General features: G+C 74.1%; 18 protein-coding genes and 1 pseudogene. 9 read left to right on the top strand and 10 right to left on the bottom strand.

Translation table 11 applies throughout. The features are described from left to right. The first annotated feature begins 110 nt into the window (after positions 1 to 110). From CP976_RS22755 to CP976_RS22740, 4 genes are read left to right on the top strand one after another with little or no spacing between them, the layout of a single operon-like run. Positions 111 to 542, top strand: coding sequence for a Tat pathway signal sequence domain protein (locus CP976_RS22755; RefSeq protein WP_150482036.1), 432 nt, complete (start codon positions 111 to 113; stop codon positions 540 to 542). Further along, complete coding sequence (locus CP976_RS22750) at positions 539 to 1,180, top strand: class F sortase (protein WP_150482035.1); 642 nt, start codon at positions 539 to 541, stop codon at positions 1,178 to 1,180. The genes CP976_RS22755 and CP976_RS22750 overlap by 4 nt, the downstream gene beginning before the upstream one ends. Next, positions 1,177 to 1,668 (top strand): RNA polymerase sigma factor, encoded by a 492-nt coding sequence (locus CP976_RS22745; RefSeq protein ID WP_150482034.1) that lies wholly within the window; start codon positions 1,177 to 1,179, stop codon positions 1,666 to 1,668. Before CP976_RS22750 ends, CP976_RS22745 begins: the two co-directional genes overlap by 4 nt. Next, on the top strand, positions 1,652 to 2,179 hold the full coding sequence (locus CP976_RS22740; protein WP_167537392.1) for a hypothetical protein: 528 nt from the start codon (positions 1,652 to 1,654) through the stop codon (positions 2,177 to 2,179). The genes CP976_RS22745 and CP976_RS22740 overlap by 17 nt, the downstream gene beginning before the upstream one ends. Here CP976_RS22740 and CP976_RS22735 read toward each other — a convergent pair. Continuing rightward, a complete protein-coding gene (locus tag CP976_RS22735) occupies positions 2,152 to 2,898 on the bottom strand; it encodes a class I SAM-dependent methyltransferase (RefSeq protein WP_150482033.1) in 747 nt (248 codons plus the stop codon). The two genes, CP976_RS22740 and CP976_RS22735, sit on opposite strands and share 28 nt — an antisense overlap. After that, positions 2,885 to 3,904, bottom strand: a complete 1,020-nt coding sequence (locus tag CP976_RS22730) for a cytochrome c oxidase assembly protein (protein WP_150482032.1) — start codon at positions 3,902 to 3,904, stop codon at positions 2,885 to 2,887. Before CP976_RS22730 ends, CP976_RS22735 begins: the two co-directional genes overlap by 14 nt. 167 nt (positions 3,905 to 4,071) lie before the next feature. Here CP976_RS22730 and CP976_RS22725 point away from each other — a divergent pair, with 167 nt between their 5' ends. Continuing rightward, positions 4,072 to 5,634 carry a carbohydrate-binding protein gene (locus CP976_RS22725; RefSeq protein ID WP_150482031.1) on the top strand — a complete coding sequence of 521 codons (1,563 nt, stop codon included), beginning with the start codon at positions 4,072 to 4,074 and terminating at the stop codon, positions 5,632 to 5,634. Between the two features lie 194 nt (positions 5,635 to 5,828). Further along, the gene (locus CP976_RS22720) at positions 5,829 to 6,707 is read left to right on the top strand and encodes a putative RNA methyltransferase (RefSeq protein ID WP_150482030.1); all 879 of its coding nucleotides are present in this window, start codon (positions 5,829 to 5,831) and stop codon (positions 6,705 to 6,707) included. Here CP976_RS22720 and CP976_RS22715 read toward each other — a convergent pair. The 4 genes from CP976_RS22715 to CP976_RS22700 all read right to left on the bottom strand — a co-directional run bounded on the left by CP976_RS22715 (position 6,704) and on the right by CP976_RS22700 (position 10,481). Next, complete coding sequence (locus tag CP976_RS22715) at positions 6,704 to 7,408, bottom strand: DUF4328 domain-containing protein (RefSeq protein WP_150482029.1); 705 nt, start codon at positions 7,406 to 7,408, stop codon at positions 6,704 to 6,706. The two genes, CP976_RS22720 and CP976_RS22715, sit on opposite strands and share 4 nt — an antisense overlap. A gap of 21 nt (positions 7,409 to 7,429) precedes the next feature. Further along, positions 7,430 to 7,795 (bottom strand): DUF952 domain-containing protein, encoded by a 366-nt coding sequence (locus tag CP976_RS22710; protein ID WP_150482028.1) that lies wholly within the window; start codon positions 7,793 to 7,795, stop codon positions 7,430 to 7,432. An 80-nt stretch (positions 7,796 to 7,875) separates the two neighbouring features. Beyond that, positions 7,876 to 8,832 (bottom strand): class A beta-lactamase, encoded by a 957-nt coding sequence (gene bla, locus CP976_RS22705; protein ID WP_150482027.1) that lies wholly within the window; start codon positions 8,830 to 8,832, stop codon positions 7,876 to 7,878. A 14-nt stretch (positions 8,833 to 8,846) separates the two neighbouring features. Beyond that, on the bottom strand, positions 8,847 to 10,481 hold the full coding sequence (locus CP976_RS22700) for a penicillin-binding transpeptidase domain-containing protein (RefSeq protein WP_150482026.1): 1,635 nt from the start codon (positions 10,479 to 10,481) through the stop codon (positions 8,847 to 8,849). Between the two features lie 84 nt (positions 10,482 to 10,565). Here CP976_RS22700 and CP976_RS22695 point away from each other — a divergent pair, with 84 nt between their 5' ends. Beyond that, positions 10,566 to 11,561, top strand: a complete 996-nt coding sequence (locus CP976_RS22695; protein WP_150482025.1) for a LysR family transcriptional regulator — start codon at positions 10,566 to 10,568, stop codon at positions 11,559 to 11,561. Beyond that, positions 11,558 to 12,463, top strand: coding sequence for a serine hydrolase (locus CP976_RS22690; protein WP_150482024.1), 906 nt, complete (start codon positions 11,558 to 11,560; stop codon positions 12,461 to 12,463). The genes CP976_RS22695 and CP976_RS22690 overlap by 4 nt, the downstream gene beginning before the upstream one ends. A gap of 36 nt (positions 12,464 to 12,499) precedes the next feature. Here the strand turns inward: CP976_RS22690 and CP976_RS22685 are convergent, their stop codons facing one another. The 3 genes and pseudogenes from CP976_RS22685 to CP976_RS43800 form a co-directional block, all read right to left on the bottom strand. After that, the gene (locus tag CP976_RS22685; protein WP_086850379.1) at positions 12,500 to 13,048 is read right to left on the bottom strand and encodes a tellurite resistance TerB family protein; all 549 of its coding nucleotides are present in this window, start codon (positions 13,046 to 13,048) and stop codon (positions 12,500 to 12,502) included. Between the two features lie 255 nt (positions 13,049 to 13,303). After that, a complete protein-coding gene (locus CP976_RS22680) occupies positions 13,304 to 15,193 on the bottom strand; it encodes a glycine-rich protein (protein ID WP_150482023.1) in 1,890 nt (629 codons plus the stop codon). An 89-nt stretch (positions 15,194 to 15,282) separates the two neighbouring features. Continuing rightward, positions 15,283 to 16,579, bottom strand: a pseudogene (locus CP976_RS43800) (glycosyltransferase 87 family protein). Positions 16,580 to 16,971: 392 nt separating this feature from the next. Here CP976_RS43800 and CP976_RS22670 point away from each other — a divergent pair. Beyond that, on the top strand, positions 16,972 to 17,334 hold the full coding sequence (locus CP976_RS22670; protein ID WP_150482022.1) for a DUF1304 domain-containing protein: 363 nt from the start codon (positions 16,972 to 16,974) through the stop codon (positions 17,332 to 17,334). Positions 17,335 to 17,344: 10 nt separating this feature from the next. On the opposite strand, the gene CP976_RS22665 is transcribed toward CP976_RS22670, so the two are convergent. Then, positions 17,345 to 17,758: a DUF5994 family protein gene (locus CP976_RS22665; RefSeq protein ID WP_150482021.1), complete on the bottom strand. Its 414-nt coding sequence runs from the start codon at positions 17,756 to 17,758 to the stop codon at positions 17,345 to 17,347. Between the last annotated feature and the right edge of the window lie 132 nt (positions 17,759 to 17,890).

Here is a 17,890-nt window from a genome sequence, read left to right as displayed (position 1 = left end):
CGGACTTTGCCATCTCTTTACAACCTGCCCCCCGGCCACCTCGTCTCTCCGCACGACCCGTCACCCGCCCCGCCCTTCACCGGGCGGGACCGACGAAGGAGAGCATTCCCATGCGCCGAACCGTCCTCACCGCCCTGACCCTCGCGGGCACCGCCGTACTCCTGGGTACCGGGCCCGCGTTCGCGAGCGAGACGGCGACCCCGAGTCCGGCTCCGACGGCCGCCGCGCCCACCTCCGAGCCCGAGGAGAGCGCCGAGCCGACCCGCGCGCCGGCCGACGCCACCCCGGTCCCGGCCGAGGAGCCGACCCGCGCGCCCGCCGACGCCACCCCGGTCCCGGCCGACGAGCCGACCCGGGCACCGGGCGAGGACCAGGTCTCCGTCGTCCCGAGCGGCGCGCCCGACACCGGCGTGACGGCCGCGTCCCAGGCCTCCGACTCCGGCTTCGGCGGCACGGCGGTCGGCGCGGGCGCCGCCGCGGTGCTCGCCGTGGGCGGCGGTACGGTCCTCGTCGTGCGGCGTCGCCGGGCGACCGGGGCATGACCCCGTTCTCCAGGCGCGCGTTCACGACGGCGGCGCTCGCGTCGCTGCTCACGGCATGCGGAGGCCAGGGGACGCGTCGGACGACGCCGGACTCCTCAACCACCGCGGCACAGCCGCAGTCCTCCCCTCGGCCGGTCCCGGCCGAGGGGGCGCGCCCCCTGGCCCGTTCGGTCCCGGTCCGGCTGCTGGTGCCGGCCATCGGTGTCGACACCCCGGTCATCCGGCTGGGCCTGGCCCCGGACGGCACGGTGCGGGTACCGCCGGTCACCGCGGACGACCGGGCGGGCTGGTACCGGCACTCGCCGACGCCGGGCCAGAGAGGCCCGTCGGTGATCCTCGGGCACGTCTCGGTCGGCGCGTACGGCGACGGCGTCTTCCGTCACCTCACCCGGCTGCGCCGCGGCGACCGGATCGTGGCGCGCCTGGAGAACGGCAAGGCGGCGGAGTTCGCCGTCACAGCGGTACGGACCGTCCCCAGAACCCGCTTCCCGGTGGACGACGTCTACGGGAACGTGGACCGCCCGGAGCTGCGGCTGATCACGTGCGGCGGAGCGCGTACCGGCGACGGATACGCGGACAACGTGATCGTGTTCGCGGCGCTGAGCGGCGCCGAGTCCCCCACCCCTGGAGAGCGTTGAAACGGTCCCGTGAGAAGGCCGCGTCCGAGTTGTTCGCCGCCCTCTACCCGCGCCTGGCCGGCTGGTGCCGCCGGCTCGTCGACGACGACGAGACGGCCCACGAGATCGCCTCGGAGGCGTTCACCCGGCTGTGGGCCCGCTGGACGTCCGTGACGGAACCCCGCGGCTTCCTCTACGTCACCGCGGCCAACCTCGTCCGGGACCACTGGCGCAAACTGGAGCGCGAGCGCAGGGCCATGCACCGCGTCACCTCGGAGGCGGCCGTACGGCCCCACCTGGAGCAGGCCGACCCGTCGGTGCGCCTGCTCGTGCAGTCGCTCCCCGAACGACTCCGCGTCCCGATCCTCCTCCACTACTACGCTGACATGCCGATCCGGGAGGTGTCCGTGCTGACCGGGCGCAAGGAAGGAACGGTCAAGGCCGACCTGCACGCGGCCCGGGAACTGCTCCGCGTCCACCTGAGGAGAAGCCTTGACCACACGTCTTGACGACGATCCGGACGACCGGGAGTACGGCGCCGACGACCCGCTCGCCGTGATCCTGCGGCCCTCCTCCCCCGACTACCTGGGCGCACCGCCCGGCCAGTACGAGGCGGTCCGCCGCAGGGCGACCCGCCGCCGGGTGCTGCGCGCCGCGGCCGGAGCGGGCCTGTGCTGCGCGGCGGCCGCCCTCATCGCCCTCCCCCTGCGCCACACGGCCCCGGAGCCCGCCCGTTCCCCGACGGTCCCGATGGCCCCGCCCCCCGCGAGCACGGCACCTCCGACCCGGGTACCGACTCCCCATCCGTCGGCGGCTTCCCCTTCACCGACGTCTTCACCGGCCTCTCCGTCCGAGGCGCCGGCGCCCGCCACGACCCGCCCCCGCCCGGACGGCCCGGGCGACGCGACCGGCCCGACGGCCGAGCCCCCCACCCCGTCGGCCGCACCGACCTCGGCACGGCCGGTCCCCTCGGCGACCGGGCCGGGCACGGATCAGAGGTCGGCCACCAGCAGCCGGTAGCCCACGTCGACGGCGTCGAGCGCGAGCAGCCCGGCGTGCCGGGTGTGCCAGCGGCCGCTCGCCAGGTCGTCCGCGAGCCGGGCCAGACCGGGGGCGATGACGTCCTCGCCGGTCTGGGCGAGCAGGGAGATCCCGGCGCGCACCCGCGGGTCGAGGTAGGCGTGGGGGCGGCGCCAGTACGCGGCGGCGAATCCGTCCGTGCAGTCGTGGGGGACGGGGACCGTCTCCTGCCGTGCTCCGCCGAGCAGGGTGGCCAGCCGGCCGGCGGGGACGGCGCGGGTGTCGTCGAACGGGGCCGCCTCGGGGAGGTACTCCCGTACCAGCCAGAACCGTTCACGGAAGACGTCCTGGTCCCAGGTCAGGACGACGACGCGGCGGCGGGCCACCCGGCGCAGTTCCCTGATGCCGGCCTCGAGGTCGGTCCAGTGGTGGACGGTCAGCACCGCCATCACGGCGTCGACGGCGCCGTCCCGCAGCGGCAGGCGTTCCGCGACGGCCTGCACACCGGGTGCGGCTCCCGGCGGTCGCTGGTCCAGCATGACCCGGCTGGGTTCGACCGCGAGGACCGTCTCCGGTGGTTCGTAGGAGCCGGTGCCCGCTCCGACGTCGAGGACGTGCCCGATGTCGTCGCCGAGCGCGGCGTGGATCCGCGCGGCGATCCGCGGGTCGGGCCGCCGTGTACGGGCGTAGGCCGCGCCGAGCGTGTCATAGGTCGCCATACGGGTCAGCCTGCCCGGCGTCGTGCCCCTGCCGCCGCACCCTTTCCGCCACCTCGCTCTTCTCCGTCTCCCACCAGGGCCGCACCAGTTCGGGACCCGGGCCCGGCTCGGATGCGGGTGCGGCGGGGGCGAGTTCGGCGTCGAGCAGGCGGTCCAGTGCCGCCGTCTGGGCGCGCTCGGCGCGGACCCACTGCGCGAGGACCGCCAGCAGGAAGGGCAGGGCGGCCAGTTCGGCGATGCCGAGCATGGCGCCGCCGCCGATCTGCTGGTCGTGCTGGACGTCGGGGGACCAGGGCGGCGCGTGGTGCAGGTACCAGGCGCCCGCGATCAAGGTGCCGTGCGTCATGACCACCAGCCCGGGGAGGGCGTCGACGACACCGTCCAGGAAGACCAGGGCCGCCCGGACGGGGTGGGTGCACCAGGCGGGCAGCGCCTGTTCGCGCGTGAGCACCGGCAGGACGAACAGGCAGCCGGCCGCCAGCAGATGGAGATACATCAGCTCGTGCAGCCAGCCCACGCGCAGCGCGGTGGCGAAGTACGGCGTGAAGTAGACGGTCAGTTCCGTGGCCAGCACCAGCACCGTGCTGACGAGGGGGAACGTCAGGGTCCTGACCAGCCGGCCGCTCATGACCCGCCGCAGGCGGCCCGCACCGCCCTCCGGCAGGGCCTCGGCCGCCAGCCGCAGCGGGTCACCCAGGGCGAGCCCCAGGGGCGCGAGCAGGTCGAGGCTGACGTTCTGCACGGCGGCGGGCCAGAACAGTTCACGGTCGTAGACGGCCAGTCCGGACATCGTGGCGACGACGATCGTGCCCAGACCGAGCCCGGCGAACGCGGCGAGACGCGCGAGCGGCCAGGAGCCGCCCCGGCCGCGGACACGTGCGACACCCCATCCGTAGAGCCCGCCCAGGACGACGACGAGCAACAGCGCGGGAACGTCCGGCCGCCAGGAGCCGAGCAGCCGCCCGGCGGTCAGCTCCGGCAGGTACACAGCCGACAGTTCGCTCACGGGCGGACGGTAGCCGTCGAAGTCAAGAGGGCGGACGATCGGATGTTCATGAATATGAATGAGAATCATGTACACGTCTATTGACGCGTCCACGGCAAGCTCTTACGTTCCCAGAAAGCGCTTACTCCAGCCAGCCCCATGCGTCCGCTCTCACCCTGGAGACGAAGATGCACCTGAGACCAGTGATCGCTTCCGTCGGCCTCCTGGCCGGCAGCCTCGTCGCGCTGTCCGGGACCACGGCACAGGCGGCGACCACCCGGTACGAGGCCGAGACGTCGCCGGCCGTCTGCGCCGGCGCCATCGAATCGAACTGGGCCGGATACTCCGGCACCGGCTTCTGCAACGGCGACAACGCAACCGGCGGCTACGCCCAGTTCACCGTCACCGCGCCCGCCGCCGGCACCGCCACCCTGAAGGTCCGCTTCGCCAACGGCACGACCGCCGCGCGCACCGCGAACATCGTGGTCAACGGCACGACGGCCGGCACGGCGTCCTTCGAGGGCACCGGCGCCTGGAACACCTGGGCGACCAAGACGCTCACCGTGCCGCTGCGGTCGGGCGGCAACACCGTCCGGCTGGCCCCGACCACCTCCGGCGGCCTGCCCAACATCGACCACCTCGACGTCGAGACGGGCGACAGCCAACCGCAGCCCACCGGCCCGGTCCTGTACGTCTCGCCGAGCGGCACCGACAGCGCGGCCGGCACGGAGGCGAACCCCACGACCCTCACCTCCGCGATCAGCCGCATCTCCGCCGGCGGCACGATCTACGTGCGCGGCGGGACCTACCGCCACTCCCAGACGGTCACCATCCCGGCGGGCCGGAACGGCACCTCCGGCGACCGCACGGAACTCTTCGCCTACCCGGGCGAGACGCCCGTGCTGGACTTCTCCGCCCAGAGCGAGGACCCGGCCAACCGCGGCCTCGCCGTCAACGCGTCGTACTGGCACGTCAAGGGCCTCGTCGTCGAACGGGCCGGTGACAACGGCATCTTCGTCGGCGGCAGCAACAACGTCATCGAGCGCACGGTGACCCGCTTCAACCGCGACTCGGGGCTCCAGCTCTCACGGGCGCTCTCCAGCACACCCAAGGACCAGTGGCCGTCCCACAACCTCATCCTGAGCGCGGAATCGCACGACAACGTCGACTCCGACGGCGAGGACGCCGACGGCTTCGCCCCGAAGCTCACCGTCGGACCCGGCAACGTCTTCCGCTACACCGTGGCCCACAACAACATCGACGACGGCTACGACCTCTACACCAAGACGGACACCGGCCCCATCGGCGCCGTCACCATCGAGGACTCCCTCGCCTACGACAACGGCACCCTCAGCGACGGCTCCCAGGCCGGCAACGGCGACCGCAACGGCTACAAGCTCGGCGGCGAGGACATCGGCGTCAACCACGTCGTCCGGCGCAGCATCGCCTACCAGAACGGCAAGCACGGATTCACCTACAACAGGAACACCGGCGCGATGCAGGTCTCGGACAACGTGAGCGTCGGCAACGAGCAGCGCAACTTCAACTTCGACTCGGGCAGCACGTCGGTGTTCCGGAACAACACCTCGTGCGACAGCGGGTCGAACGACCGGGTCATCGGCGACTCCGACGGCTCGAACCAGTTCTGGTCCGGCTCGAACGGTTCCCGCTGCTCCTCCTACGCCGGGGCCCTGCGCTGGTCCTTCGCCTCGGACGGGCGGCTCGTCGTGACGTTCGGGGGCAGCCGGTAGCCTGGCCGTATGGCATGCACCGGCATTCCGCACTGCTTCCTCTGACACCGCGGTGAGGACGGCGACGTGACCAGGTCACGTCGCCGTCCTCGGCGTGCCCGCCGTCCGCGGGCGCTCCCGACGATCCGCCGTTCACCGCCTGCATCCAGCTCGGCTCGTGGCCTCTTGGCCCGCCGAGCTGTCGAGGAGCATTCATGCCGACCACCCGTCCGGGAACCGGCCGACGCCGCCCGTCCGACCGGCTGCTGACCGTCCTGACCTGCCCCCTGTGCCCGTCCGACCTGGAGCGCGCCGACGGTGCGCTGCGGTGCGCGGGCCGGCACACCTTCGACATCGCCCGCCACGGATACGTCAGTCTGCTGACCGGCCACCGGCGCGCCGCGAGCGCCGACTCCGCCGACATGGTCAGGTGCCGCAGCGCGTTCCTCCGGGCCGGGCACTACGACCCGCTCGCCCGCGCCCTCGCGGGGCTCGCCACGGAACTCGCCCCGCCCGACGGCGTCGTACTGGACGCCGGGGCGGGCACCGGTCACTACCTCGCGACCGTCCTGGACGCGCTCCCCGGGGCCATGGGGCTCGGGCTGGACAGCTCGGCGCACGCCCTGCGCGCCTCGGCCCGCGCGCATTCCCGCGCCGAGGCCGCCGGCTGGGACGTCTGGCAGCCGTGGCCCGTCCGCTCCGGCTGCGCCCACCTGGTGCTCAACGTCTTCGCCCCTCGCAACGGGCCGGAGTTCCACCGCGTCCTCCGGCCGGACGGCGCCCTGCTCGTCGTCACGCCCAGCGACCGGCACCTGCGCGAACTGCGCCGCTCGGTGGGCCTGCTGGCGGTCGACCCCAGGAAAGGGGAGCGCCTGCACCGGACGTTGGCGGACCGCTTCCGGCACGAGCGCGCCGAGTCGCTGGAGTACGCCATGAGCCTCACCGCCGAGGACGTCGCCGCCCTGGTGACCATGAGCCCGGCCGCGCGTCACGTCGGTGAGGCGGAACTGCGGCGGCAGGTCGGGGAGTTGGCAGCTCCGGTGCGGGTGACGGCCTCGTTCGTCGCGTCGGTGTACCGGCCGCGGGAGCGTTAGGAGGCGTTCCCGGGGGGCGCTGCCGGTGCGGTCTCGTCCATGCGCTCCTGCTGGGCGGTGGTGAGCGTGCGGATCATGAGGGCGGCGGTTCCGGCCGCCGCCACGATCACCACGTCCGCGGCGAGCAGGGGCAGGACGCCGGTGTAGGCGCGGGCGATGACCTCGTCCGTGGAGTCGGCGTAGACGAGGCCCACGCCGCCGGCCAGACCGGCCAGCCACAGGGCCCACCACCAGTTCACGACGGCCGGCAGCCGCCGGTCGGGGAAGACGGACCGGTGGGCGTCCGCGACGATGCCCCGGGGTATCCACAGGTTCACGACGGGGACGATCCAACCCAGCAAGAGCCACGGATTCCCGTACCGCGGTTCCGTGCCCGAGAGGGCACGGGCGTTGTCGCGGACGCGGTCCAGCCAGAGCAGGAACGCGAGCGCGCAGAGCAGCGTGACCGCGCCGCCCCAGGAGCTGACCAGGTGGTAGGAGTCCTCCAGGGCGGTCAGCGGGCGGTGTTGGCCGCCGCCCTGGTCCGGCGGGCCGGACGCCGGCTGCCCCGCCATGGCGAGCCGGACGTGCCAGACCGCCCGGGCCGCCCAGGCCAGCGCGGCGAGGGCGAGCGCGGCGACGGCGCAGCGGGCCGCGCCACGGACCGGGCGCAGGGCGGGGCCTGGAGTGGGGGCGGTGACGGGGGCTTCTTGATCGCTCACCCGGTCATCCTGTCGTACCGCTCACCCGTCCCTGTCCACCAGTCCCACCGCCCGGCCCTGCTCGTCCCACCGCACCTCGAGGACGTGGTCGACGGCGTCCCGGTCGAGGGGGCCGTACACGTGCGGGAACAGGGTGCCCGCGTCGACCCCGGGCGGCGGGGCGGGGTCCGCCGCCTCCCACTCCACCCGCGCGGTGAGGCGGGCCTCGTCGAGGGCGAGCACCAGCAGGGGCCGGGGCGCGTCCCGGTAGAAGGCGTTGACGACGGCGAGCGTGGTCGGCTCGTCCGGTGAGCAGTGCACGAAGCCCTCCTCTGCGAGGGAGGCGGGCGCGTACGGACCCTCGGGGGCGGCGTGCCAGTCGGTGAGCGGTACGGAGTGGTAGATCATGGCCCCCGTTATAGGCCACCTGGGGCCCGGGGGCCCCTGGACCGGGGATCTCTGGCCCGGGGATCTCTGGCCCGGGACCTCTAGAGCCCCAGGGCGGTGATGGTCCGGGCGGTGGCTTCGGCGATCAGGGCGTTCGAGGGTTCGGCGTCGTAGCCGGGCCGGTCGGTCATGACGGCCAGGACGAGCGGTTCGGTGCGGGGCGGGCGGACGATCGCGATGTCGTTGGCCCTGCCGTAGTTGCCCGTGCCGGTCTTGTCGGCCACCTGCCAGTCCTTGGGGAGTCCGGCCCGGATGCGGCGGGCGCCGACCGGGGTGGCGTTGTGCGAGAGCCAGTCCGTCAGCAGCGCCCGTTCACCGGCGGGCAGGGCCGTGCCCAGGAGCAGCTTGCGGAAGTCTGTGGCGACCGCGCGGGGGGTGGTGGTGTCGCCGGGGTCATCCGGCGGTACGTCGTGCAGTTCCGGTTCGTAGTGGTCCATGCGGCTGACGGTGTCGCCGAGTCCGCGCAGATAGGCGGTGAGCTTCGCCGGGCCGCCGAGGTCGCGCATGAGCAGGTTGCCGGCCGTGCCGTCGCTGTGGCGGACGGCGGCGTCGCAGAGTTGGCGGAGGGTCATGCCGGTCGCGACGTTCCGTCCGGTGATGGGCGTGGTCGACTTGAGGTCGGCCCGCGTGTAGGTGACACGCCGGTCCAGGCCGTCGAGGGAGCGGTGGTGCAGGACCGCCGCGGCGGCCAGGGCCTTGAAGACCGAGCAGAACGCGAAGCGCTCGTCGGCGCGGTGGACCGCCGTGGCGCCGGTGCCGGTCGCGAGGGCGTAGACGCCGACGCGGGCGCCGTACTCGCGCTCCAGGTCCGCCAGGCGCGGGCGGTGGACGGGCGGCGCGGGGGCGCGGCGGCTCGGCTCCGGGGCGGGCCGGGTGGTCGTGGTGGCCCGGCCCGCGCGGTCGGTGTCCCGGCCGGCCGTGCCGCATCCGGCGACGGGGAGCAATGCCGCGGCGGCCAGGAAGGCGCGGCGGGACGAGGCGGGCGCGTCGGCGGGCATGCGTCGTGTTCCTCTCACTCGGAGTCGCCGGGGACGGCGGCCAGCAGACCGCGGACGACGGGCCCGGCGGAGCCGCCGCCGGTGACGCCCTCCTCGACGACACAGGCGACGGCCACGTTGCCGCGGTGCGCGACGAGCCAGCCGTTGTTGTCCTGGTCGTCGGAGACCTCGGCGGTGCCGGTCTTGGCCCCGATCTCGCCGGGCAGGTCGGACAGGACGCGCGCGGTGCCGTCGGTGACGGTGGCGCGCAGCATCTGGCGGAGCTGGGCGACGACCCCCTCCGGCAGCGGGGTCGTGCTGGTCGTGTCCTCGTTCCCCTCGGTGAGCGAGGGCTGGTGGAAGGTACCGGAGACGGCCGTCGCGGTGACGGACGCCATGATCAGCGGGTTGGCCTGCACGCGGCCCTGACCGATCATCGAGGCGGCCTTCTCGGTCTCGTCCTTCGGCACGGGCACCGAGCCGTCGTACGAGGGTGCCCCGACGTGCCATTCCTGGCCCACGCCGAAGTACTTGCGGGCCACGTCGCCCAGTTCCCCGTCGTCGAGCCGGTCGCGCAGGCTGATGAAGGCGGTGTTGCACGACTCGGTGAAGTCCTTGTGGAAGGTGGCGCCGGGGTGCTCGGACAGCTCCACGTTCTGGAACCGCTTCCCCACCGTGAGGTACTTGGGGCAGTCCACCACGTCGTCCGGTGCGACGGCGTCCTTGAGGAGCAGGGCGCTGCTGGTGACGACCTTCCAGGTGGAGCCGGGCGCATAGGTGCCGGACAGGGCGCGGTTGAAGCCGGACGACGGGGAGTTCGCCACGGCCAGGATCTCGCCGTCGTCGATCCGCAGGGCGACGAGCGCGGCGTTCTTGCGGTCGGCGTGGGCGGCCAGGGCCTTCTCGGCGGCGGCCTGCCAGTCGGCGTCGAGGGTCGTGCGGACCGGGCCCGCGTCCCGGACCGTCCGCGCGCCGAATGTGGCCTCCGTGCGCTCGACCTTCCCGGTGGTCCGGTCGACCAGGTGGATCGCCCCGCGCGGGCCGGTGCCCTCGCCGCCCCCGCCGAGCCGGGCCATGACCGGCCCCAGGGAAGGAAATTCCGCACCCGACAGGGCCGTTCCCTCCCGGTCGGTGACCTCCGGGGGCTTCGTCTCCTCCCTTTCGAGGCGGAACTTCTCGGTATCGCTCAGGCGCGGGTGGACGAGGGAGAGCTTCCAGTCCACCTTCCAACTGCCGTCGCTCTGCTCGCGCAGCGGCAGCTTCGACTCGTAGGTCCAGGTGCCCAGGCCCTCGACGGGCATCCGGGCGGTGAAGGGGACGGTGACCGTGCCGTCCTCGCCCTCGGCCGCGGACTGGGCGGTGAGCTTCGGCTTGCTGATGTCGAGGCCGGTGGTGAAGCTGTCCAGCACCCGCTGTGCCGTGCCGGGGCTGGTCGTACGGCCGGCCGCGCTCGGCAGCCGGCCGGCGGCCCAGTCGGCGAGGAACGCGCGGGCCTGTTTCCCGGCCGCGGGGTCGGGTCCGGTGTCCCGCTCGAAGGGGCCGAGACCGGCTGCGAACGCCCCGCCGGCGGCGACGGCCAGCACCACCGCGCCCGCCGTGACGGCCCGCAGGGCCGTCCGGCGCGGTCTGCGACCCTCGGTCGTGACACTGGTGTTGTCGTGGTGATCCATGCCACGAGAACAGCAGCGTCCAGGCATCTTGTCCAAGACCGCTATCGATCTCGGATCAATATCGAACCGATATGCTTACTGCTCGTGGACCTGGTGCGGCACCTGGAGTGCTTTGTGGCTGTTGCAGAAGAGTCACACTTCGGCCGGGCCGCAGCTCGTCTGGGCATGGCCCAGCCGCCGCTCTCGCAGCGCATCCAGCGCCTGGAACGGCGCCTGGGCGTACGGCTCTTCGAACGCACCAGCCGCCAGGTCGCCCTCACCGAGCCCGGGGCGCTGCTGCTGGCGGAGGCCCGGGAGGTGCTCGCCCGCTCCGAGGCGTTCATGGCCACCGCGCGCCGCGTCCGGGACGGCGAGACCGGCCTGCTGCGTGCCGCGCTGCCGCCGGACCTCTCCGGGGAGACCGTCGCCGCGCTGCTGGCGGGCTTCAGCGGAGCGGGCGCGAGCGGCCTGGAGCTGGAGCTGCACGAGCTGTCCACCGCCCAGCAACTGGAACGGTTCGCCGCGCACGAGCTGGACGTCGGGCTCATCCACCACCCGTGTGACGTCTCCGGGCTCGAACTGGGCCCGGTGCTGCGGCGCGAACTGGGCGTGCTGCTGCCGCGCGGCGCGGCGGCGGCCGGGCTCGACGAGGTACCGCTCTCCTCCCTTACCGGCCACGACCTGATCCTCTTCCCCCGCGCCGGCGCCCCCGCCGTCTACGACGACCTCCTGACCACCTGCGCCCGCAACGGCTACACCCCACCCGCCGTACGCCACGCCCTGGGCTCCAGCTTCGTACGCGGACTGGTGCTGTCCACGGAGGCGGTGGCCTTCGGCCCGCGGGACACCCACGGGCACGCGAAAGAAGGCACGGAGGCCGCAGCGGGCGTGGACACGGAAAAGGGTGTCGTATGGCGGCCCCTCACCGGCGCACCGCTGGCCCTGCGGCACTCCGTCGCCTGGCCCGCGGGACGCGGGGACGCCGCCGTGTCCGCGTTCGCCGAGGCCGCCACACACGCGCTGCGCACCACCGCCGGCGCGGCCCCCGACCTGCCTGCCCGCCCGCTGCACCTGCGCCCGGCATCGGAGTACTGGCTGTGACCGACGCCCTCACCCGCATCCACGCGGCCTTCGCCGACGCCGGGGTCACCGGCCGGCTGCACGCCGTCGACATCGACAGCGGCGCGCAGCTCGACGCCGGGGCGGACCAGCCGGTCTGCACCGCCAGCGTCCACAAGCTCTGTCTGCTGGTCACGCTCCACGAGCAGGCCGCGGCGGGGTTCCTGGACCTCACCGAGCAGGTCGAGTGCCCGCCCGAGGGACGCACCGCCGGCCCGACGGGACTCGCCGCCATGCTCGACGGCGCCCGGCTGTCGCTGCGGGACCTCGCCTATCTGATGATGTCCGTCAGCGACAACGCCGCCGCCGACCTGCTGCTGGCCCGCGTCGGTCTCGACGCCGTCAACCGCACGACGGCCCGCCTGGGCCTCACCGGCACGCACGCCGTCCACACCTTCGGCGAACTCCTCGCCACCATCAAGGAGGACGCCGGCCCCGGGGGCGCACGGTCGCTGGCCGACCCGCACGTCGTCGCACGGCTGCGGGCTCTGGACCCGGCCCGTACCAACCACAGCACCCCGCGTGACATGACACGGCTGCTCGCCGCCGTCTGGCGCGACGAGGCCTGCACGCCCGAGCACGGCGCGGCCATCCGCCGGGTCCTCGGGCTCCAGGTGTGGCCGCACCGGCTGGCGTCCGGGTTTCCCTTCGACGACGTCCACGTGGCGGGCAAGACGGGCAGTCTGCCGACCGTGCGCAACGAGGTCGGCGTGGTCGAGTATCCCGACGGGGGCCGCTACGCCGTCGCCGTCTTCACGCGCACGGCCCGCACCTCCGCCCTTCAGCCCGCCGCCGACGCGGTCATCGGCACGGCGGCCCGCCTCGCCGTGGACGCGCTGCGGGCCCCCCAGGCGGGACCGAGGGGGGCCTGGCCGGATCGCTGATCAGAGCGGAACCAGGGGTCGAATCAGAGCCGGGACTCAGAGCTGGAACTCGGCCGGGGACAGCCCCAGCGTCGCGCAGGCCTCGCGCAGGACCGTCGCCTCTGCCTGGGAGAAGTGGCCGTCGGCACCGGCGATGACCATGCCGGTCTGGATCACGGCCCGGGCCTCGGTGGGCTTCTTGGCGGCCTTGGCGATCTCCTGCATGGCCTCGGCCTTGCCGTGCTGGAAGTTCATCGTGAGCTGGTCGACATGCTTGTTGAAACGCTGTCGCAGCTGCTCCGGCGGGAAGTTCTGGAGCACGTCGTTGCTGAGGATCATCGACTCGACCTGCTGCCGCTCGGCCGGATCCACCTGCCCGTCGGCCGCCGCGACCAGCGCGCACACCGCCATGCTCGCGTCCCGGTAGGCACCGCTCTTCAACTCCGTCTTCAGCGAGCCGAGCTGCGTCTTCAGCACACCGATCAGCTGGGCCTTGCTGCCACCGCCGGACCTCGTCCCCCCGCTGTGCCCACCGGTGGCGCCACGCCCGCCCTGATTCTGCTGGAGAGCCTTGGCCTGGTCCTTGAGCTTGTCCCAGACTGCCATTGAGTCACCTCGGTAATCGTCGGAAGTCATCTCGCGAACCCGCTCCCGCGCGCTCACTGGCCCAACGCCCGACCCCCGGGCAAAGGTTCCGCAAAACGCGCACCTCTCTCATCGCCTGTTTCTCCGGCGCCCGAAACGGCGACTGCCCGCACCCGGTGATCGGGTACGGGCAGTCGCGGTGACGCGTGGTGCCAGTCGCGGTGACGCGTGGTGTCAGTCGCGGTGACGCCTGGTGTCAGGCGCTGTGCCGCCGCGTCACGCGTCGTCGCGCGAGCGGAGCCTCAGGCGCGGGGCGAGGCGGAACGCCGCGAAGCCCACCGTGGCCAGGGCCGCGGCCGCCGCGAGGAGGAGGCCGATGCCGCCGGTGCCGGTCGAGGCGAGGCTGCCGCTGTCGAGGTCCGTCGACGTGCCGCCCGTGGTCGAGGAGCCGATGCCGCCGGTCGTGCCCGAGGTGCTCGTGCTGGACGACGGGCTCGGGGACGCCGAGGCGGTCGGGTCGGCCGAGGGGCTCGGGGACGCCGAGGGCCCGTCACCGGCGACGACCTCGACCGCGAACTGGGTCATGGCGTCACCGACCGACGCGGCGACCGTGTACGTGCCCGTGCCCTCACCTGCGGTCAGGGTCGGCGCCGTGGCCTTGCCCGAGTCGTCGGTCCTGACGCGGACGACCTGCTCGCCGTCCTCGAAGCGGGGGGCGTCGTCGCTGTCGTCCTCGACGCGGAACTCGACCTCCGTGCCGGCCGGTGCCGTGGCGCCCGACCTGACCACGCGGGCCTGGAGGGCCTCCGCGAAGTCCTGGCCCTGTTCGGCCTGCTGGCCGTCACCGCCCGCGACGGTCACGGTGTAGGACGACTTCTTCACCCTCACGGTGAAGACCGTCGAGGCGCCGCCGGCCTCGGCGCGGACCGTGAACGTGCCTTCCTTGTCGTTGCCCGCCTGGAGCGGCGCGGACCGGGCGCGGCCCCGGGCGTCGGTCGGCACGGCCAGCTCGGTGGTGTCGGCGCCGCCCTTGACGAAGAAGAAGGCGCCGAGCTTGTCCGGGTCCTCGACCGTGAAGGTGACGGAGGCGTTCTCGACCGGGTTTCCGGCCTTGTCCCGGGCCACCACGGCCACCGGGTCCGCGCCGCCGCCCGGCGGGACGGTCTGGCCGCCTCCGGCGACCTGGGTGAGCTCCGCGATCGCGGAGGTCTTCCACTGGAAGACGATCCGCCCGTGGCCGGAGCGGTCGGTGTTGACGCCGCCCTCGGCGATGCCGCCGCGCACCGGCTCGTCGGATGCCTGCCAGAAGGGGTCGTTCTCGGCCGGGGCCTGGGTGCGGTCGCCGATGAGCAGCCGGGCGCCGGTCACCCGGTTCGGGTCGACATAACTGCTGCCGCCCGCGCCGCTGCCGGCCACGCCCCGGTCTTCGTCCGTGCCGCCGCCACCGCCGCCGCCCGCGTAGCCGGCGCCGCCGCCTCCGCCTTCGCCGCCCGAACCGGAACCGCCCGCACCGCCCTTGCCGCCCGCGGACGCGTCGGCGCCGGGGGAGCCGTTGCCGCCGCCCGCGCCGCCGGTGGGACCGGCCGCGCCCTTGCCGCCGCGCTCCGGCTTGGTGCCGTCCTGGCCGCGCTCGCCGCCACCGGGGCCGCCCTGGCCGGACTCCGGGCTGCCGTACCCACCGCCGCCACCACCGGCGGCGATGAGCAGCGGCTTGCCGTCGCCGGTGCGGACGCCGCTGCTGTTGCCGCCGACCGCGGCGCGCTTGCCGCCGCCCGCGCCGCCGAGCGCGTCACCGAAGCGCTGGACGCCGACCGCGAGCGACAGCCGCTCCCCGGGCGTGACGCTGAGCGTGCCCGCGGTGTAGCCGCCCGCGCCGCCGTTGGCGGAGGGGGTGCCCTCGCCGCCCTGGCCCCAGGCCCGCACGTCCAGCGCCGTGACGCCGGCCGGGACCTGGAACTCCTCGCGGGCGCCCGTCGGATCGAACAGCCGGCAGCCTGAGAAGCCCTCCGTCGGCGTGCAGGTCGTCCCTGCGAGGGCCGCGCTGCCGGCGGCCGTGGCGACCGGTACGCCCGTCAGGGCGGTGCCGGCGGTCAACGCCACGAACGTCAGAGCCGCGGCGCCGCGCCGGAATCTGGCGCGGCGCAGCACGACGGAATCGTGATGCATCAAGGAAACTCCCCCACTTGTCACAAGCTCCTCCCCTGGGAGCCGTGCGATGCTCGATCAGAATCGAACAAGACCAGTGAGACAGCTGATCAAAGTTGAGGCTCATGGGCAACGGAGATTCGGCCATGTGACGGCAGAAAGCGGTCACGTCGGAACCACGCGGCCAGCACCAGCGGATAGACGAGGTAGCCGAAGCGCGTGGCCGGCATCAGGCACATGGCCAGGGCCAGTCCGAGCGCCGCACGGTCCGCCGCGGCGACGACCGTGCGCGGCGGGCGGGCCAGGAGCCAGACCGCCATTCCGACGGCGGTCCCGGCCAGCGCCGTCACGGCGATGGCGCGGCCCCCGGGCACATGGGTGGCGAGCAGGTGACCGGGCAGCGGACTGGTCGCCGGCGATCCGGCGCCGGCCGCGCCGAGCGGGAACAGCACCACGTGCTCGACGAACGCGTGCGGATCGACGAGGGCGAACGGCACGACACCGGCCGCCGCCACCGCCAGGGCCGTCACCGCGGCCCGCACGGCGGCCCGGCGCCCCGCCGTCACCGCGAGCAGCACCAGCGCGACCGGCAGCAGCGGCCAGGCGGTCCACTTCAGCGCCGCCGCGGCCCCCATCGCCGCCCCCGCGCCCACGGCACCCCCCACGCCGCCCCGCGAGGGCCAGCCCCAGACACATCAACCCGATCACCGGCAGATCGACCCCGCCCACCGCCAGCGCCAGCGCGACGGCCGGACAACTGGCCAACAGCAGAACAGGGTTGACCGGGTCGGCCGGGGCCGTACGTGCGGCGGAAGGAGCCCCGCGCCTCCAGCCCCCGCGCACCCGGCCGCCCCCGGGGCGTGCCGCCACGGCCAGCGCGCCCACGAACACCGCCGCGAACCACAGCCGGGCGTCCGTCAGCGGGCTGTCGCCCAGCAGGGCGTGGGGGAGGCCGAGCAGGGCCATGCCCGGCAGGTACGGGTTGAAGTCGTCCACGAGCGACGGATGCGGGGCGTAGGGACTGCCGGTGGCGAGCAGCAGGTCGCCGGAGTGCTCGACGACTCCGACCTCCGACTGGGCCGTGCCCAGCACCATCAGCACCGCCAGCGGCAGCAGTACCGAGCCCGCGACCGCCGCGACCGCGCTCGCCCGGCCCCAGGCGTACGGGGTGCGGCCTGCCAGGACGGCCGCCCCCGCATAACCGACGGCCGCGCACGCACCCCACACCCGGTGGGCGGGCAGCGTCGTCACCGCGGCCAGCACGAGCGCGAACACCGCCGACCCGGCCCAGTAGAGGCCGTCCCGGCGCGCTCCTCGCGGGGGCTGTCGCAAGCCCTCCCGGTGACGGAGCGCGCGCGGGGCGGGGACCGCCGGCGCGCTCGACGCGGGCCGGAACTGAAGGGCCATGGCCGTACTCCTGTGACAGGGCGGAGGGACGGGCCCTCACTCACCTCTGTCACGGGGTCGAGGACCGACCCTCAATCTCCTGCCGGGGCCGGTCCCGCCACCTCGGCCGAACGGCCACCGTTCGCGACCACGCGAGCCACTCCCTCGGCCGAACGGCGGACCCGGAGCCGGGTTCGCCGAAGATCGCCGTGGGCCCCGTCGTTGCTTCCGACCGCCACCGGGCGGGAAGGCCGGGCCGGGCTCCCGAGCGGCACACGCGGGGACGCGACGGCCCGGCCCGGCCTTCCACTGCCCGCAATCTGCCACCCGGCGCCCCGCGCCGCCTCTCGGACGGGCCCGAACGAGGACGGCGGGGCGAGGACCGGCCGGGCGGGCCTGCGATGATGCGGCCCATGTCGACCCTCGCCACCCTCGCGGTGCTGGTTCTCGCCGCCCTCCACGCCTACATCCTGGTGCTGGAGATGTTCCTGTGGACCACTCCGCGGGCCCGCGCGGCCTTCGGCACCAGCGCCGAGTTCGCGGAAGGCACGAAGGCCCTGGCCGCTAACCAGGGCCTCTACAACGGCTTCCTCGCCGCCGGCCTGCTCTGGGGCGCGGTGGCGTCCGACCCGGTGGGCTTCCAGGTCTCGGTGTTCTTCCTGGTGTGCGTGGCGGTCGCGGGGGTGTACGGCGCGGCCACCGCCAGCCGGAAGATCCTCTTCGTCCAGACCGTCCCGGCGCTGGTCGCCCTGGCGCTGGTGCTGCTCGCGCACTAGCTCCCCGGCGTCACTCGCCCTCTGTGACGGCCCGCTCCATGAGTCCGACCGCCTCCGTCTCCGTCGTCGCGGGCGGCACCACCAGAAGGTCCCAGCGGCCCCGGCCGGGCGTGAGCAGGCAGACGGTGTCCGGGGTGATCGGCGAGTCCCTGCGGCCCACGTGGACCTCCTGGCCGGCGACGTCCAGGTGCTCCGGGCAGTCGAGCCAGGTGTCCCCGTGGACCAGGACGCTGCTGATCCGGCCCCAGGAGCGCGGCAGCACGGCCAGCAGGCCGGGCAGTTCCGCGGCCAGGTCGTACGACCGGGGCCACCACGCCCCGTCGATACGGCGGGCCGTGCGGCCGAGGCGCGGCTGGACCGCGAGTCTCAGCCGGACCTCGGAGGGGGCCGGGAAGGGCGGAGAGGGCGAGGAGGCGGACGTCATCGGGACTCCTGCTGCGGACGGGGGGGGCGTGGCCGGGAGACCGCCGGCCACCGGTTGCGGAATACCCCCGGTTCTTCCACCGTACGCCGGAGAGCGGCACGGGAGCCGGGGCCGCCCGCACCGCCCGGAGCC

This window comes from Streptomyces coeruleorubidus (assembly GCF_008705135.1).
Taxonomy (GTDB): domain Bacteria; phylum Actinomycetota; class Actinomycetes; order Streptomycetales; family Streptomycetaceae; genus Streptomyces; species Streptomyces coeruleofuscus.
The sequence above is the reverse complement of the archived record's forward strand: the minus strand, read 5'-3'. Positions and strand labels throughout refer to the sequence as shown.

Coding starts and splice junctions, on each gene's coding strand:
- CP976_RS22755 (WP_150482036.1), top strand. CDS start 111: ATGCGCCGAACCGTCCTCACCGCCCTGACCCTCGCGGGCACCGCCGTA.
- CP976_RS22750 (WP_150482035.1), top strand. CDS start 539: ATGACCCCGTTCTCCAGGCGCGCGTTCACGACGGCGGCGCTCGCGTCG.
- CP976_RS22735 (WP_150482033.1), bottom strand. CDS start 2,898: ATGGCGACCTATGACACGCTCGGCGCGGCCTACGCCCGTACACGGCGG.
- CP976_RS22725 (WP_150482031.1), top strand. CDS start 4,072: ATGCACCTGAGACCAGTGATCGCTTCCGTCGGCCTCCTGGCCGGCAGC.
- CP976_RS22720 (WP_150482030.1), top strand. CDS start 5,829: ATGCCGACCACCCGTCCGGGAACCGGCCGACGCCGCCCGTCCGACCGG.
- CP976_RS22710 (WP_150482028.1), bottom strand. CDS start 7,795: ATGATCTACCACTCCGTACCGCTCACCGACTGGCACGCCGCCCCCGAG.
- bla (WP_150482027.1), bottom strand. CDS start 8,832: ATGCCCGCCGACGCGCCCGCCTCGTCCCGCCGCGCCTTCCTGGCCGCC.
- CP976_RS22700 (WP_150482026.1), bottom strand. CDS start 10,481: ATGGATCACCACGACAACACCAGTGTCACGACCGAGGGTCGCAGACCG.
- CP976_RS22685 (WP_086850379.1), bottom strand. CDS start 13,048: ATGGCAGTCTGGGACAAGCTCAAGGACCAGGCCAAGGCTCTCCAGCAG.
- CP976_RS22680 (WP_150482023.1), bottom strand. CDS start 15,193: ATGCATCACGATTCCGTCGTGCTGCGCCGCGCCAGATTCCGGCGCGGC.
- CP976_RS22670 (WP_150482022.1), top strand. CDS start 16,972: ATGTCGACCCTCGCCACCCTCGCGGTGCTGGTTCTCGCCGCCCTCCAC.
- CP976_RS22665 (WP_150482021.1), bottom strand. CDS start 17,758: ATGACGTCCGCCTCCTCGCCCTCTCCGCCCTTCCCGGCCCCCTCCGAG.